Annotated in this window: 13 protein-coding genes; 5 read left to right on the top strand and 8 right to left on the bottom strand. The window is 48.1% G+C overall.

The annotated features are described in order from the left end of the window. Positions 1 to 164 precede the first annotated feature (164 nt). Positions 165 to 1742 carry a gamma-glutamyltransferase gene (ggt, locus tag M1D59_RS19580; RefSeq protein ID WP_075212731.1) on the top strand — a complete coding sequence of 526 codons (1578 nt, stop codon included), beginning with the start codon at positions 165 to 167 and terminating at the stop codon, positions 1740 to 1742. Positions 1743 to 1827: 85 nt separating this feature from the next. On the opposite strand, the gene alsR is transcribed toward ggt, so the two are convergent. Next, entirely contained in the window at positions 1828 to 2706 is an 879-nt protein-coding gene (gene alsR, locus M1D59_RS19575) for an acetoin biosynthesis transcriptional regulator AlsR (protein ID WP_023857148.1), read from the bottom strand. A 160-nt stretch (positions 2707 to 2866) separates the two neighbouring features. On the opposite strand from alsR, the gene alsS reads away from it, so the two are divergent. Together alsS and budA are read left to right on the top strand one after the other, a co-directional pair. Then, on the top strand, positions 2867 to 4585 hold the full coding sequence (alsS, locus tag M1D59_RS19570) for an acetolactate synthase AlsS (protein ID WP_458117624.1): 1719 nt from the start codon (positions 2867 to 2869) through the stop codon (positions 4583 to 4585). 52 nt (positions 4586 to 4637) lie between these two features. After that, positions 4638 to 5399: an acetolactate decarboxylase gene (budA, locus tag M1D59_RS19565; RefSeq protein ID WP_023857150.1), complete on the top strand. Its 762-nt coding sequence runs from the start codon at positions 4638 to 4640 to the stop codon at positions 5397 to 5399. Between the two features lie 88 nt (positions 5400 to 5487). Here budA and M1D59_RS19560 read toward each other — a convergent pair whose 3' ends face one another. Continuing rightward, the gene (locus M1D59_RS19560; RefSeq protein ID WP_033155066.1) at positions 5488 to 6255 is read right to left on the bottom strand and encodes a class I SAM-dependent methyltransferase; all 768 of its coding nucleotides are present in this window, start codon (positions 6253 to 6255) and stop codon (positions 5488 to 5490) included. A 110-nt stretch (positions 6256 to 6365) separates the two neighbouring features. Between M1D59_RS19560 and M1D59_RS19555 the strand changes: the two genes are divergently transcribed. Beyond that, on the top strand, positions 6366 to 7307 hold the full coding sequence (locus M1D59_RS19555) for a LysR family transcriptional regulator (RefSeq protein WP_075212730.1): 942 nt from the start codon (positions 6366 to 6368) through the stop codon (positions 7305 to 7307). 8 nt (positions 7308 to 7315) lie between these two features. Here the strand turns inward: M1D59_RS19555 and rbsB are convergent, their stop codons facing one another. From rbsB to M1D59_RS19525, 6 genes are read right to left on the bottom strand one after another with little or no spacing between them, the layout of a single operon-like run. Continuing rightward, entirely contained in the window at positions 7316 to 8221 is a 906-nt protein-coding gene (rbsB, locus tag M1D59_RS19550; protein WP_458117623.1) for a ribose ABC transporter substrate-binding protein RbsB, read from the bottom strand. 14 nt (positions 8222 to 8235) lie between these two features. After that, a complete protein-coding gene (gene rbsC, locus M1D59_RS19545; RefSeq protein WP_020453175.1) occupies positions 8236 to 9198 on the bottom strand; it encodes a ribose ABC transporter permease RbsC in 963 nt (320 codons plus the stop codon). Position 9199: 1 nt separating this feature from the next. Beyond that, positions 9200 to 10681 (bottom strand): sugar ABC transporter ATP-binding protein, encoded by a 1482-nt coding sequence (locus M1D59_RS19540; protein ID WP_080131519.1) that lies wholly within the window; start codon positions 10679 to 10681, stop codon positions 9200 to 9202. Between the two features lie 37 nt (positions 10682 to 10718). Further along, positions 10719 to 11114: a D-ribose pyranase gene (gene rbsD / locus M1D59_RS19535; RefSeq protein WP_023857154.1), complete on the bottom strand. Its 396-nt coding sequence runs from the start codon at positions 11112 to 11114 to the stop codon at positions 10719 to 10721. Next, complete coding sequence (gene rbsK / locus M1D59_RS19530; RefSeq protein ID WP_025810680.1) at positions 11111 to 11992, bottom strand: ribokinase; 882 nt, start codon at positions 11990 to 11992, stop codon at positions 11111 to 11113. Before rbsK ends, rbsD begins: the two co-directional genes overlap by 4 nt. A gap of 2 nt (positions 11993 to 11994) precedes the next feature. Beyond that, entirely contained in the window at positions 11995 to 12975 is a 981-nt protein-coding gene (locus tag M1D59_RS19525; protein WP_458117622.1) for a LacI family DNA-binding transcriptional regulator, read from the bottom strand. Between the two features lie 819 nt (positions 12976 to 13794). Between M1D59_RS19525 and pgsB the strand changes: the two genes are divergently transcribed. Beyond that, entirely contained in the window at positions 13795 to 14976 is a 1182-nt protein-coding gene (gene pgsB, locus M1D59_RS19520; protein ID WP_095291498.1) for a poly-gamma-glutamate synthase PgsB, read from the top strand. The last annotated feature ends 3 nt before the right edge of the window (positions 14977 to 14979 follow it).

Genomic DNA, 14979 nt, shown 5'->3' with positions numbered 1-14979 from the left:
TGTAAATTGTATCATAATACGGATTTCGATATGAATCATTTTAACGTTTTTTTAATACTTATTGAAAAAGGGTTGTTAGTTTTTCTTCCCTGAAAGTAGCGCCTCCTTAAACGGGCCACTATACTTCAAAGACAAATGGATGCTTGAAAGAAAGGAAGAGAGCTATGGAGAAACTGAAGATCGGTTCGAAACAAATGGTTGTCAGTCCTCATTATCTCGCTTCGCTTGCAGGGAACAGCATCATGGAGAAGGGAGGAAACGCGTTTGACGCGGCTGTGGCAGTAAGCGCGTGCCTTGCTGTTGTCTATCCGCATATGACAGGACTCGGAGGGGATGCTTTTTGGCTGATGTATCACAAAGGAAGCGGTGAGATCAAAGGATACAATGGCAGCGGGCGGTCGGGGCGGAAAGCGGACCGGAATCAGTATAAAGGAGAGCGTGCCATTCCGGTCAGGGGCATGAGCAGTGCGATTACCGTGCCGGGGATGGCGGACAGCTGGGCCGAAATACTGGCGGCATACGGCCGTTTATCGCTTCGGGAGGTGCTGAAGCCGGCGATCATGTATGCAGAAAAGGGTTTCCCGGTCTCGCCGGATCAATGTCAAAACACGGTGAAAAACGCTGAGTGGCTTTCCGGTATGCCGATCACTGCAGATATTTATCTTCCGGGAGGAAACCCGCCCACTCCAGGTGAGCGCTTTGTGCAAAAAGAGCTCGCGCGCACTTTGGAGATGATCGCTGAGAAAGGAAGAGACGCCTTTTATAAAGGGGAAATTGCCCAAGCTTCAGCAGCCTATCTGCAAAACAACGGAGGCATCTTGACCCTGGAAGATTTCGAGCGGCATCAAGGGGAATGGGTGTCTCCGCTTTCCTCTACATACAGAGGATATGCGATCTATCAAATGCCTCCGAATTCACAAGGATTTACCGGTCTTATGGCATTGAATATTTTGGAAAACTACGACTTTGGCATGATCGAGCACGGTTCTTTCGAATATTATCACCTGCTCATCGAAGCATTGAAATTAAGTATTTCCGACAGCAATAAAGTATTGACTGACCCGGCATTTTCCCAAATACCGCTGGAGCGCCTGCTTGACAAAGGGTATGCGCGGGAGCTGGCCGCAAAAATTGGACTGTCGGCTCTTCAGGCGGAGAGCCGGCCGCTCGGCAGTGATACGGCTTATGCTGCAGCAGTAGATGAAGACGGGAATGCTGTTTCGTTTATCCAAAGTTTGTATTTCGAATTCGGCTCAGGTGTGACAGCTGGAGATACCGGCGTCATTTTGCAGAACAGAGGGTCGTTTTTCTCGCTTGATCCTGACCATGTCAATACACTGGAGCCGGGAAAAAGAACTTTTCATACGCTGATGCCCGCCATGGCGTTCAAAGGCGGCAAGCCGAAATTTCTTTACGGAACGCAGGGGGGAGAAGGACAGCCGCAGACGCAGACGGCTCTTATCACGAGAATGATAGATTACGGGATGGATCCGCAAACAGCCGTTCATGAACCGAGATGGCTGTGGGGCAGAACATGGGGAGAACGGGTGGAAGGTGTAAGAATAGAAAGCAGAGTGGCGCCCGAAGTGATTGAAAAACTGCGTAAGCATGGGCATCATGTAACCGTTGTCGGCGACTTTGACGGTGTGATGGGTCATGCCGGCATCATCGAGATTGATGATCGAGGTTTCCTGAGAGGAGGAAGCGATCCGAGAAGCGATGGAGCGGCAATCGGCAGTTAACTCCGTTTTCAAAACGCGCAAACGTCAATATGAGAAAAAAACCCGTGAACAAGGAGGATTTGTCCGCGGGTTTTTCTCTATCCGGCTATGAGTATTGATCCGAGATTTCGATGAAATGCTTAAGCGCCGGATTGCGGTTGTCTTTTCGATGTGCGGTAATCCATTCTGCGCGAAGGGGAAAGTCTTCGATTTCTTTGTATACAACATCGAGGTTAAATAATCGTTTAGCCGCTGTAGGCACAACGGCGATTCCCATTCCGGCTGTCACGAGGCCGATCACCATTTGGTATTCTGTAGCTTCCTGGGCGATGTTGGGGATAAACCCGGCTTTTTCACACAAGAAATTAAATTCCGTGTATAAAGAGGGCCACGCTTCTTTGGCAATGACGATCAGCGATTCGTCTTCAAGATCTTTCAAATGTACCCGGGGTTTTTCTGACAGCGGGTGGTGTTTCGGAAGTGCAAGGACACAGTGGCTTTTCTTCACTGTGTATGACTTTAGCTCGTCGTTTCCCAACGGGGGATGCAGCACTCCGATGTCAATGTGTCCGTTTAGCAGTGCATTGACCTGATTGGGGGTTGAAAGCTCCCGAAGATCAATCTGGACGGACGGGTACCGGTTTCGGTATTCCCTGATGATGGGAGGCATGATCTCGTATGTGGCGGAGCCGACAAAGCCGATCACGAGTCTGCCCAGCTCCCCGCGGGCCGTCCGCTGAGCCATGTCGACGGCTTGATCAATCTGGGAAAGTCCTTCCTTGATTTGTTTTAAAAAGACCCCGCCTGCCGCCGTCAGCCTGACGGCTCTTTTTGACCTCTTCAGCAAGGTGACGCCTATTTCACTTTCTAGCTGTTTAATCTGCTGGCTGAGCGGAGGCTGAGTCATGTTCAGCCGAAGAGCTGCTTTTCCGAAATGCAGTTCTTCGGCAACAACCATAAAATAACGAAGATGGCGCAGCTCCATTATTCACTCATTCCTTTCTGAATGCGATTTCAGTCGTTTTACATATTAATTGTAAGACAAAGAAGTATTGGAAAACAATTTCCACAAGATGTATATTTAATAATACAATAATTTTATTAAAAATTCATTGTAAACGAATGAAAATGGAGGAGTGAGGGCTTTGAAAAATGTAGCCGCTAAAAATGAAACTCTTACTGTAAGAGGAGCAGAGCTTGTGGTGGATAGTCTCATTCAGCAAGGTGTCACTCATGTTTTCGGTATTCCGGGAGCGAAAATCGATGCGGTGTATGACGTATTGAAAGACAAGGGGCCTGAACTGATTGTTTGTCGTCACGAGCAGAATGCAGCATTTATGGCGGCGGCAGTCGGACGATTGACTGGAAAGCCCGGTGTTTGCCTGGTGACTTCGGGTCCGGGAGCGTCTAATTTAGCGACCGGTCTTGTAACAGCCAATACAGAAGGAGATCCGGTTGTTGCCCTGGCGGGTGCTGTAAAAAGAGCGGATCGTCTCAAAAGAACTCATCAATCGATGGATAATGCGGCGTTGTTTCAGCCGATTACAAAATATAGCGCAGAAGTGGAAGATGCGAACAACATCCCTGAGGCGGTAACCAATGCATTCAGAGCGGCAGCTTCCGGACAGGCCGGGGCAGCGTTTCTCAGCTTTCCGCAGGACGTTACGGCCGGTCCGGCAACTGCCAAGGCGGTGAAAACCATGCCGGCGCCGAAGCTCGGCGCGGCTCCGGATGAACTAATCAGCGCGGCTATCGCCAAAATACACAATGCGAACCTTCCCGTCGTGCTTGTAGGGATGAAAGGCGGAAGACCTGAAGCGATTGAAGCGGTCCGCCGTCTGCTGAGAAAAGTGAAACTGCCGTTCGTTGAAACATACCAAGCAGCGGGTACGCTATCTCACGATTTGGAAGACCAGTACTTCGGCCGGATCGGATTATTCCGCAATCAGCCCGGAGATATTTTGTTGGAAAAAGCGGATCTCGTTTTGACGGTCGGCTATGATCCGATTGAATACGACCCCGTCTTTTGGAACGGAAAAGGCGAGCGCAGTGTGATTCATCTTGATGAAATACAAGCCGATATCGATCATGACTATCAGCCTGAAATTGAGCTGATCGGCGATATCGCAGAGACATTAAACCATATTGAACATGATTCTTTGCCGGTTTCCATCGATGAATCATTTGCACCTGTGCTTGATTATTTGAAGAAAGCGCTGGAGGAGCAAAGCGAGCCCCCTAAAGAAACAAAAACGGATCTTGTTCATCCGTTGCAAATCGTTCGCGATTTGCGTGAATTGCTGAGTGATAACATCACAGTGACTTGCGACATCGGCTCCCATGCGATTTGGATGTCGAGATATTTCCGCACATACCGTCCGTATGGACTGCTGACTTCAAACGGCATGCAGACGCTGGGCGTTGCTTTGCCGTGGGCGATCGCAGCAACACTGGTCAATCCGGGACAGAAAGTCGTGTCTGTTTCCGGGGACGGAGGCTTCCTGTTCTCCGCGATGGAGCTTGAGACAGCGGTCAGATTGAAAGCGCCGATCGTTCACATTGTCTGGAATGACAGCACATACGATATGGTTGCGTTCCAGCAGGAGATGAAATACAAGCGGACGTCCGGAGTCGACTTCGGCGGAATCGATATTGTAAAATATGCTGAAAGCTTTGGAGCAAAAGGTTTAAGGGTCAATTCGCCTGACGAATTGGCAGAGGTGCTTAAAGCTGGTCTTGATGCAGAGGGTCCGGTTGTCATTGATATTCCGGTTGATTACAGCGACAACGTTCATTTGGCTGATCAGCGTTTTCCAAAAAACTTTGAGGAACATTTTAGTAAACAAGCCTCTAAGCAATCTTGATCACAGCAAGTCCAGTCATAACAAACAAAATCAAGGGAGTGAAACGAGGAAAATGAAAAGTGCAAGCAAACAAAAAGTGGTTCAGCCCGTTGACAAGAACCTTGACCAGGTCTTTCAGGTCTCAACGATGATATCGTTATTGGACGGAATTTATGACGGGGATTTTTACATGTCTGAAGCAAAGGATCACGGAGACTTCGGAATCGGAACGTTCAATCGGCTCGACGGTGAGCTGATCGGTTTTGACGGTGAGTTTTACCGTCTTCGTTCCGATGGCAAAGCCTATCCTGTTCAAGGAAGCGATTGTTCTCCGTTTTGCTCGCTCGCTTTCTTCCGACCAGATATTTATCACGAAATCAAGCAGCGGATGCCGCTTAAGGCGTTTGAGGAAGAAATGAAACGGATCATGCCGAGTGAAAACCTGTTTTACGCGATCCGCATGGACGGAATCTTTAAGAAAGTCAAAACGAGAACGGTTGAACTGCAGGAAAAACCGTACGTGCCGATGGTCGATGCGGTAAAATCGCAGCCGATCTTTGATTTTAATGATATTAAAGGGACGATCGTCGGCTTTTGGACGCCGCAATATGCCAACGGAATCGCAGTTTCCGGCTTCCATCTTCACTTTATTGATGAAGACCGCAATGTCGGCGGACACGTTTTCGATTATGAAATCGAAGAATGCACGGTACAAATTTCTCAAAAACTTAATATGAATCTCAGATTGCCGAATACGCAAGATTTCTTTAAAGCGGATCTCAATAAACATGATCTTGCAGCCGGAATTGAAGCGGCCGAAGGCAATCCCGAGTAAATGAAAAAGCCCCCTCTTTAAAAAGGGGGCTTTTTCTTCTTTAAAAATTCGGTTGCGAAAAAGTCCGGAATCCGGCGGGCCGTTTAGCTTATGCTTTCATTCCGGCAATCAAAACCGCTTTCAGACAAAAAGACACCGGATGCCCGTTTTCATCGTGGACGATGTTAAACATGTCACGGCAAGACTGGGACGGTTCTGACAAATGGGCATGGATGGCTGCCTTTCTTTGTTCAGGCACGGCGCCTCTTCGAAGCCAGCTCTCGTAATCGATCGGAAGATTCCATCTCTCCAGGACGGCAAAATCGAGTCCGTTCTCTTCAAACAGCTTCTGCCATTCGTTCTCTGAATATTCCCTTACGTGTGACGGGTCTCTCAATTGATTGAGCCGATTTATAAATCGGTCTAAAGCTTCGTCCTCCGGCGCACAATGATCGATGAGGAGAAAGGAGCCGCCTTTTTTCAAGACGCGCGCTATTTCCTGGATGGACCGGCTGATCTCCGGAAAATGGTGGGCTGCATACCGGCATGTGACAATATCAAAAGACTCGCTTGCAAAATCCAATTGTGCTGCATCGCCTTGAAGAAAAACCACATTTTCAGCATTTTTCTGTTCGGCAAATTGAGCGGCGGTTTGAACCATTTTTTCTGTAATATCGATTCCTGTGCAATGTTTGACAAAAGGCGAAAAGGCAATGGCCGTATGTCCCGCTCCGGTTCCGATATCAAGCAGGGTTTCACCACCGGTCAGATTTCGGCAGCTGACCATGGCATCAAGATCTTTTCCCGATGAGAACAGCGGCTCATCGCGATATTGCTCCGGGTTTTTTGAAAATTGCCGTTGCGCGCTAGTTTTCATTTGTATCATCCTCCTATCGGCTATGTATTTATATTAGGGGAGTCGACAGCCATCAGTCTAAGATATAAAATGTATGAAAATGATAGGCGGAAACTATGGGGGTGCGGGTATTGGATATGAGGCTTTTTGAATACGCGGCAGAGATTTTCAAAAAAGGCAGTTTTACAAAGGCGGCTGCCAGCCTGCATATCGCTCAGCCTTCACTGAGCCAGCAAATAAAAAAGCTGGAAAGCGAGCTTGGCTTTCCGCTGTTTTACAGAAACAGAGAGGGGGTCTCGCCGACTCCTCAAGGGATGCGCTTCATCCGAAAAGCACAGGATATTTTGCGGTCAAGAGATGAACTGCTGTGTGAAATGCGCGATCAGCTCGAGGAAATGGGGACGGAATTATCGATCGGCGTTCCCGCTGTCACGGGAGGATATCTTCTTCCGCCGCTCCTGAAAGCCTTTCTGAAAAAGCATCTGAACGTACAGGTTCAGCTGATAGAAGATTCGCCGGCGGCATTGGAAAACATGACGGAAAACGGAGCGGTGGATCTGTCGATTCTCCCTTTGCCGATTGAAAATGACAGGCTCGCGATCCGGCCGATACTGACCGAGCCGCTTTTTTTGGCGATTCCAAATGAAAGGGAGAGCTGGATGACCGGCCAATTGCGGAAGCTCATCGATTCGGTCCGGTCGAATCCCGAAAATTCCCCTCTTGCTTTGAAAACTGTCGAGGATGTGCCGTTTATTTTATTAAAAGAAGGCTACGGCTTCCGTAGAATGGTACTCGATTTATGTGCGGAGGAAGGGTTTCAACCGAAAGTGACCTTCAAAACAAGCAGCATTGAAACCGCCCAATCTCTCGTTGAACACGGAATGGGGGTCACGGTCGTGCCCCGGATGGTCATGCGAAAAGAGTCTGACAGAATCGTCTATGTTCCTTTACAATCCGATCCGTCCCGGACGCTTGTGTTTGCTTATTCGGAAACATGCTATTTGAGCCGGGCGGCAAAAGCGTTTATGGAGATGGCCAAAAAAAAACAGACCTCCATGTATGAAGAGGTCTGATTTTGTCGTTACTTTTTCGTTTCCAGTTTGAGCGGTGCGGGTATCGTTTTTTCAACTTTTTTACCGTTCAAAATATCGCGGGCCGCTTGTACGGCGAGCTTGCCGATCAATTCAGGCTGCTGGGCAATCGTGGCCGACATGTCTCCGGCCTTAACCGCATCTTCATTGCCGTCGAAGCCGACGACAAGAATCTCTTTCCCTGAGCTTCTGATCGCTTCAATCGCGCCGAGCGCCATTTCGTCATTATGGGCGAAAACCGCTTGAATATCAGGATTTCCTTGAAGAAGGTTCTCCATGACGTTCAACCCTTTTGTCCGGTCAAAGTCGGCTGTTTGCTTGGCGATCACATTCAGCTTGTCGTCAGCGGTCTTATGAAACCCTGAGCCCCGTTCCCTTGTTGCCGATGCGCCGGGGACGCCTTCAAGTTCAGCCACTTTTGCGCCTTTGCCGAGTTGCTGTACGATAAAGTCTGCTGCCATTTGCCCGCCTTTTACGTTATCTGAAGCGACGAGCGTTTCTACTTTTCCGTTTTCGGCGGAGCGGTCAAGGGTGACGACCGGGATGCCAAGCGAATTGGCCGATTGGACTGCCGTTGAGATGGCGGAGGAGTCGGCCGGATTGATCAATAAAGCGTCAACGCCTTGCTGCAGAAGATCTTCGACATCATTCGTCTGCTTTGCTGAATCATCCTGTGCATCGACGACAATCACTTCAATCCCTTGTTTTTTGGCTTCTTTGACAACTCCGTTTTTTAATGAAACGAAAAACGGGTTTTTCAAAGTCGAGACAGATAAACCGATTTTGATATCCGTTCCTTTTTCTTTATTTGGCTTTGCCCATTCCGGCGGCTCCAGCGAGCAGGCGGACAGAAACAGAAGCGCCAATGCGGTGAAAACCGTTAATGTTTTTTTCATCAGTATAGCCCTCCTTAAGCGGATTTCTTGCGGTCCAGCAGGACTGCGATCAAAATGACGACACCTTTGACGACCATTTGGAAAAAGGAAGAGACGCCAAGCAGGTTCAAGCCGTTGTTCAACGTTCCGATGATCAGAACGCCGATGAGTGTGCCGGCAATTCGTCCTCTTCCTCCGGCAAGGCTTGTACCGCCTAATACAACCGCGGCAATGGCGTCGAGTTCATAGGAAGTGCCTGCCGTCGGCTGGGCTGAGTTTAGCCGTGACGTCAAGATGGCTCCAGCCAACGCGGATAATAGGCCGGCAAGAGAATAAATCATCATTTTGACGCGCGGAACTTTAATGCCCGAGATCAGGGCCGCTTTTTCATTTCCGCCGATTGCATACGTGCGGCGGCCGAAAGGTGTTTTGTGAAGGATCACCCAGAGGATGATAAAGGCGGCCGCCATAGTTATGGCAGGGACGGGGATGCCTAAAAAGTAGCCGCGTCCGAAAAGCTGGAAGCCGTAGTGATTGCCGAGCCCTGTAATCGGATTGCCGTCTGTGTAAACCATCGTCAATCCGCGGAAAATCGTCATTGTCGCAAGTGTTGCGATGAACGGGGCCATTTTGCCCTTCGTGATTAACAGCCCGTTGACCAAGCCGAGCAGGGCTCCGATTAGGCAGCCGATGATGACGGCAAAAACAGGATCGATGCCGCCGGCGATCATGCCGGCGATCAATGCGCTCGACAGCGCCAAAATCGCTCCGACGGAAAGGTCGATGCCGCCGGTCAAAATGACAAAGGTCATGCCGAACGCGATCAGCGCATTAATAGCGACTTGTCTTAACAAGTTTAAAATATTTAACGGTTCTAAAAAGCTCGGGTTTAATACTGATACGATGACGACGAGAATAATCAGGCCGAGAAACGGACCGAGCTTTTGCATTACAGAATCGACATTAAGGCTTTTTTTCACAGCCGGTTGAGTTTTCATGTTACCGCCCTCCTGTAGCGAGTGTCATAATTCGTTCTTGCGTGGCATCATTTCTTGATAGCTCACCGCTTAGCGTTCCTTCATGGATCACAAGGACGCGGTCGCTCATCCCGAGAATCTCGGGCAGCTCTGAAGAGACCATGACGATCGCGACGCCGCGGTCTGTCAGCTCGTTCATCAGCTGATAAATCTCCCTTTTCGCGCCGACATCGACGCCTCGCGTCGGCTCATCCAAAATCAGCACTTTAGGACCGATTCCGATCCATTTGGCGATGACCACTTTTTGCTGGTTCCCTCCTGAAAGGTTTCGCGCGTGGGTTTCCGGCGATTCCGTTTTGATCGTCAGCCGCTTGATCAGAAGGTCGACAAATTCCTGCTCGCTTTTTTTGTCGATCCATCCTTTCGGTGAAAAGCTGGCGAGATTCGGAAGGGCGATATTTTCCCTGATGGACGTTTCGAGCACAAGTCCTTCATCCTTGCGGTTCTCAGTAATAAAACCGATTCCTTTTTGAACGGCGTCGCTCGGTTTTTTGAGCGTCGCTTTTTTGCCTTCGATGAAAATGTCTCCCGAATCAAGCGGATCGAGCCCGAAAACCGCCCTCATCAGCTCGGTGCGCCCGGCACCCATCAGTCCTGAAATCCCGACGATTTCACCGGAGCGGACGGTAAAGCTGATATTTTGGAAGACGCCTTTTTTGGATGCCTGCTTGACTTCGAGAACGACGCGTCCCGGATTTGGCTGTCTTTCAGGATAGCGTTCGGTCAGCTCCCGTCCGACCATCTTTTTCACCACTTCATGAAAGTCGGTGTCGGGAATCCGTTTCGTGTCGACTGTTTTTCCGTCGCGCATCACCGTGATCCGGTCGCAAATCGTGAAGATTTCTTCCATGCGGTGGGATATATAGACGATGGAGACGCCGTTTTTCTTTAATGCTCTAATGACGCCGAACAGTTTTTCAATTTCTCTTTCTGTCAACGCTGCCGTCGGTTCATCCATGATGATCACTTTCGCGTCTGTCATAAGGGCTTTTGCGATTTCGATCATTTGCTGCTGTCCGACAGAACAGTCTCCGGCTTCTTTTTCAAGAGAAATCGAGACCCCAAGTCTTTCAAGCTGCTCTTTTGCTAGCGCTTTCATTTTCTTGTTATTTAAAAATCCAAGTTTGGAAGAAAGCTCTCTGCCGATAAACAAATTTTCCAAAACGGTCATTTCAGGCCAAATGTTCAGCTCCTGATGGATAAAGGCGATGCCGTTCTGTTCGGCTTTTTTTGGATCTGAAAAATACATTTCTTTTCCGTCGATCTCGATCGTTCCGCTGTCCAGCCTGTGAAGTCCAGTCAACAGATTCATGAGTGTCGACTTTCCGGCGCCGTTTTCTCCCATTAAAGCGTGGACTTCACCTTCCTGAAGTTCGAAAGTAACGCCGGACAGCACCTGGTTTTGGCCAAAAGCTTTATAAATGTCCTTCATTTTAATATGCATGGGCTATCCCTTCTTTCCAGATGTAGAATGTAAACATCTAAAAGATCACTCCCGCGTGCAAGATGCAATTTGCATAAGGTGTTGCTTCCCCTGTGCGAATGACCGCTTTTGCATGGCTCGTCGCTTTTTTGAATGCTTCGTGGGGAATATAGTCAATTTTTTGGTTTGAAAATTCCGCTTTTAAAAACGCGGCTTGATCAGGATTGACGCTTTCTATTTCTTCGGCTGCCGTCACTTTTTCGACGGCCATTTCATCGGCGATGAGCTTTGTGACCTCTTGAAATCCGGGCGTACCCAATGTCAGTGCAAGATCGATTTTGGGGACGCCGGGAGGAACGGGCAGGCCGGCATCCGCGATGACGACGGTGTCGGTATGCCCGAGATCGGCCAGTAATTTTGCGATATGGCTGTTTAAAATCCCGTGTTTTTTCATGACAATTCACGCTCCACTTCATCGCGTTTCGGCATGCCGCCTTGCGCGCCGAATTTCAAAACCGAGAGGGAAGCCGCCCGGTTCGCAAAGCGCAAGGCAGATTCGATGCTTTGTCCTTCGGAAAGCGCAACGGCCAACCCCGCATTGAAGGTGTCTCCGGCTCCCGTCGTATCAATCGCATTGACAGGGAATGAAGGAACGACCCTTTCTTCCAGACCATTGTGATAGCGGACCCCGTTTTTTCCTTCTGTGATGAACAGCTTCTCCGGATAGCGCTTTAACGCTTCCTCCCGGGACATGCCCTGAAACAGTACCGAAGCTTCATGCTCGTTTGGTGTGATGTAGGCCGCATGTTCGACCGTTTCCGGGCAAAGCGGACGGGCTGGTGCCGGATTCAGCAGGAGAGGAATGCCGAGTGAGCTGCACAGTCCGCTGACATAATCGACGGTTTCTTCCGGAATCTCCTGCTGAATCAGAACGATGTCTGCCTGTTTAATCGCAGGCAGCGCTTTTTGAACGTATTCAGGTGTGACATGGTCATTTGCCCCTTTGACGACGATAATACTGTTGTCGCCGTCTGCGAGAACGATATGTGCGGTGCCGCTTTCCTGACCTGTAACCGGTTCCACATAGTCTGTCAAAACACCGTTCGCTTGAAAATTGTCGAGGATGGCTTTTCCGTAATGATCATCGCCGACGCAGCCGATCATATGGACCTCTGCACCAAGCCGGGCCGCAGCGACTGCCTGGTTGGCGCCCTTTCCGCCCGGAACCGTTTTAAAAGATTCGCCAAGCACCGTTTCTCCGGCAGCCGGCCGCTTGGGCGCTGTCACGACTAAATCCATCGAAGAGCTGCCAATCACGCATATTTTACTCATTGTCATTCCGCCTTTCTTGTCGTTTGTCTTTCAATAAAGGCAACCGGCATCTGCACTGCCGATTGTTCAATATATTCATTTTTCATTAATTTCAGCAGCAGTTTTGCCGCTTCTTTTCCCATTTCATAGGCGGGCTGCCTGATCGTTGATAAAGAGGGGAAAAGCAATTCGCTTTGCGGAATGTCATCAAAGCCTATAATCTGCAGTTCGTCGGGAACTTTGATCTTCCGTTTTAAGGCTTCATGCAAAACGGCTGTCGCCACAATATCATTGCTTGCGATTACGCCGTCTGTTTCCGGATAGGTGGCAAACAGCTCCGCTGCCCGTTTTTGAGCTTCCGGAACTGAAAATGTCTCGGTTTTCATAACATGAAAATCGATATCGGCCCCGCTTAGCATCTCCAGCGCTCCGTTGAAACGGTCTCTTGCAGTCTGAAGGTGGGCCGGTCCTTTAATCAGCGTAATTCGTTTCGCGTTTCTCCTGACCATTTCAGCCGCTGCGATTCTGCCGCCTTCGCGGCTGTCCGCGAATACAGCCGGCGCATTCTCGCCCGTCCGGTCAAGGAAGACGATCGGCATGGACAAGTCTTGATAATTTGGCGCATCCGGATAATTGGTCGCTGAAATGACTCCGACCACATGATTTTGTTTAAACGTCTGCAAATAATCAAGCTCTTTTTCCAAATTTTCATCGCTGTTTCCGAAGATGAGCCGAAAGCCGAGGCGGTGGATTTCATCTTCAACGCCGCGGGCAAGCTGAGGAAAGAACGGGTTTGTGATATCCGGCAGGAGCAGTCCGATCAGTCTGGACTCCCTTTTATAGAGAGACCTGGCTACTTCATTCGGGTGGTAATTCAGTTCTTCCATCGCTTTTAACACGCGTGTCCTCGTGTCTTCATGGACGTATCCCGTCTCATTTAATACCCGGGAAACCGTAGCGACAGATACTTTTGCAGCAAGTGCGACGTCTTTAATCGTAGCCAAAAAGACTTCTCCCTTCTATTTGTGTAACCGTTTACATAAAGATTATCATGATCCTTTTAAAATCTCAATAAAAAAAGGTCCGGCACTGAAATTTTTAGCCGGGTTGGGATATAGAGACATATACAGTTGTGTTGAATAGAAAATAACCTTCATTCGGCATAAATTGGCGAATACAGTAACAATGAGAATAGTAAGAAAAATTAAAAATGTTAAAGTTTGATGAATTATCGTTGAAAAAAATTAATGGCTTTTTAAATCTTAGGATTTTAACCTAAAATCTGAAGAAACAAGGTGAATCGAACGGCTCACAAAAAATTTGGATTTGTTAATGAATCCCGCTTTATGCTAATAAAGATTTTCATTTTTTAATAGGTAATCTGATTGTCATAGGACGTATTTGTTTTGAAGAGGGCATATTGGTGACTTTTTAACCTGTTGGAAAAGAGCAAAAATACAAAAATAAAAGGGATATCCCGGTTGACAGCCCATTTCTAGGGGATTTCAGCCGAGGGAAAAAGAGACCCTCCATCGATCCTTCAATCTTTCATCCGAAATAGGGAGAAAAGTACAAAAATCATAATGTCGAATTTTGAAAGCGCATACTTAAAACGCTGACAAAAAACTGATAGGAATTAAGAACTTTCGATTGCCAAAAATATCAATAAAAAGATAGGCATTATTAACTCGGACGAGGTGATCTTTGTCACGGAAAATTTCGTCGTCTTCTGTTACATAATGCCGATTGTGATTTCATAGTGAACCTATATACTGATGAATGAATTTACATATCAGATTCCAAGAAGGAGATGTAGACAAACAATGTGGGTAATGCTATTAGCCTGTGTAATCGTTGTTGGGATCGGCATTTATGAAAAAAGGCGCCACCAGCAAAACATCGATGCGCTGCCTGTCCGAGTGAACATCAACGGGATACGCGGAAAGTCCACGGTGACAAGATTAACAACAGGGATATTAATCGAGGCAGGCTACAAAACAGTAGGAAAAACAACCGGGACAGACGCAAGGATGATTTATTGGGACACACCGGAAGAGAAACCGATCAAAAGGAAACCTCAAGGTCCGAATATCGGAGAACAGAAAGAGGTTATGAAAGAAACGGTGGAAAGAGGGGCCAATGCGATTGTCAGTGAGTGCATGGCCGTTAACCCTGATTACCAAATCATCTTTCAGGAAGAATTGCTTCAGGCTAATATCGGCGTGATCGTGAACGTGCTGGAAGATCACATGGATGTGATGGGACCGACTTTGGATGAAATTGCAGAAGCTTTTACAGCAACCATTCCTTATAATGGACATTTAGTTATCACTGATAGTGAGTATACCGATTTCTTTAAGCAGATTGCAAAAGAAAGGAATACAAAAGTCATCGTCGCAGACAATTCTAAAATAACAGATGAATACCTCAGACAGTTTGAGTACATGGTATTCCCTGATAATGCGTCTCTTGCGCTCGGTGTGGCTCAAGCGTTGGGCATTGACGAAGAAACCGCTTTTAAAGGCATGCTGAATGCGCCGCCTGATCCGGGAGCCATGAGAATTCTGCCGCTGATGAACGCCAAAAATCCCGGACATTTCGTCAACGGTTTTGCGGCCAATGACGCAGCTTCCACTTTAAACATATGGAAGCGTGTAAAAGAAATAGGCTATCCTACGGATCAGCCGATCGTCATTATGAACTGCCGCGCCGACAGGGTAGACAGAACACAGCAGTTTGCGGATGATGTCCTTCCTTATATTGAAGCAAGTGAACTTGTGCTGATTGGAGAAACAACAGAGCCGATCGTCAAAGCATATGAAGCAGGCAAAATTCCTGCGGACAAGCTGTTTGATTTTGAGTACAAATCAACGGAAGAAATCATGTTCATGCTGAAAAACAAGCTTGAGGGCCGCGTCATTTACGGAGTCGGAAATATCCACGGAGCAGCGGAGCCTCTCATTGAAAAAATACAAGATTACAAGATTAAGCAGCTCGTTAGCTAGGAG

The sequence above is a fragment of the Bacillus sp. PK6-026 genome, assembly GCF_054161455.1.
Note: the sequence above shows the minus strand (reverse complement) of the source record. Positions and strands in the feature narration are given on the sequence as shown.

Excerpts from the sequence above, each read along its gene's own strand:
- M1D59_RS19560 (WP_033155066.1), bottom strand. The coding sequence starts at position 6,255 with ATGAAAACTAGCGCGCAACGGCAATTTTCAAAAAACCCGGAGCAATAT.
- M1D59_RS19540 (WP_080131519.1), bottom strand. The coding sequence starts at position 10,681 with ATGCATATTAAAATGAAGGACATTTATAAAGCTTTTGGCCAAAACCAG.
- pgsB (WP_095291498.1), top strand. The coding sequence starts at position 13,795 with ATGTGGGTAATGCTATTAGCCTGTGTAATCGTTGTTGGGATCGGCATT.
- rbsK (WP_025810680.1), bottom strand. The coding sequence starts at position 11,992 with ATGAGTAAAATATGCGTGATTGGCAGCTCTTCGATGGATTTAGTCGTG.
- alsR (WP_023857148.1), bottom strand. The coding sequence starts at position 2,706 with ATGGAGCTGCGCCATCTTCGTTATTTTATGGTTGTTGCCGAAGAACTG.
- ggt (WP_075212731.1), top strand. The coding sequence starts at position 165 with ATGGAGAAACTGAAGATCGGTTCGAAACAAATGGTTGTCAGTCCTCAT.
- rbsD (WP_023857154.1), bottom strand. The coding sequence starts at position 11,114 with ATGAAAAAACACGGGATTTTAAACAGCCATATCGCAAAATTACTGGCC.
- rbsC (WP_020453175.1), bottom strand. The coding sequence starts at position 9,198 with ATGAAAACTCAACCGGCTGTGAAAAAAAGCCTTAATGTCGATTCTGTA.
- budA (WP_023857150.1), top strand. The coding sequence starts at position 4,638 with ATGAAAAGTGCAAGCAAACAAAAAGTGGTTCAGCCCGTTGACAAGAAC.
- rbsB (WP_458117623.1), bottom strand. The coding sequence starts at position 8,221 with ATGAAAAAAACATTAACGGTTTTCACCGCATTGGCGCTTCTGTTTCTG.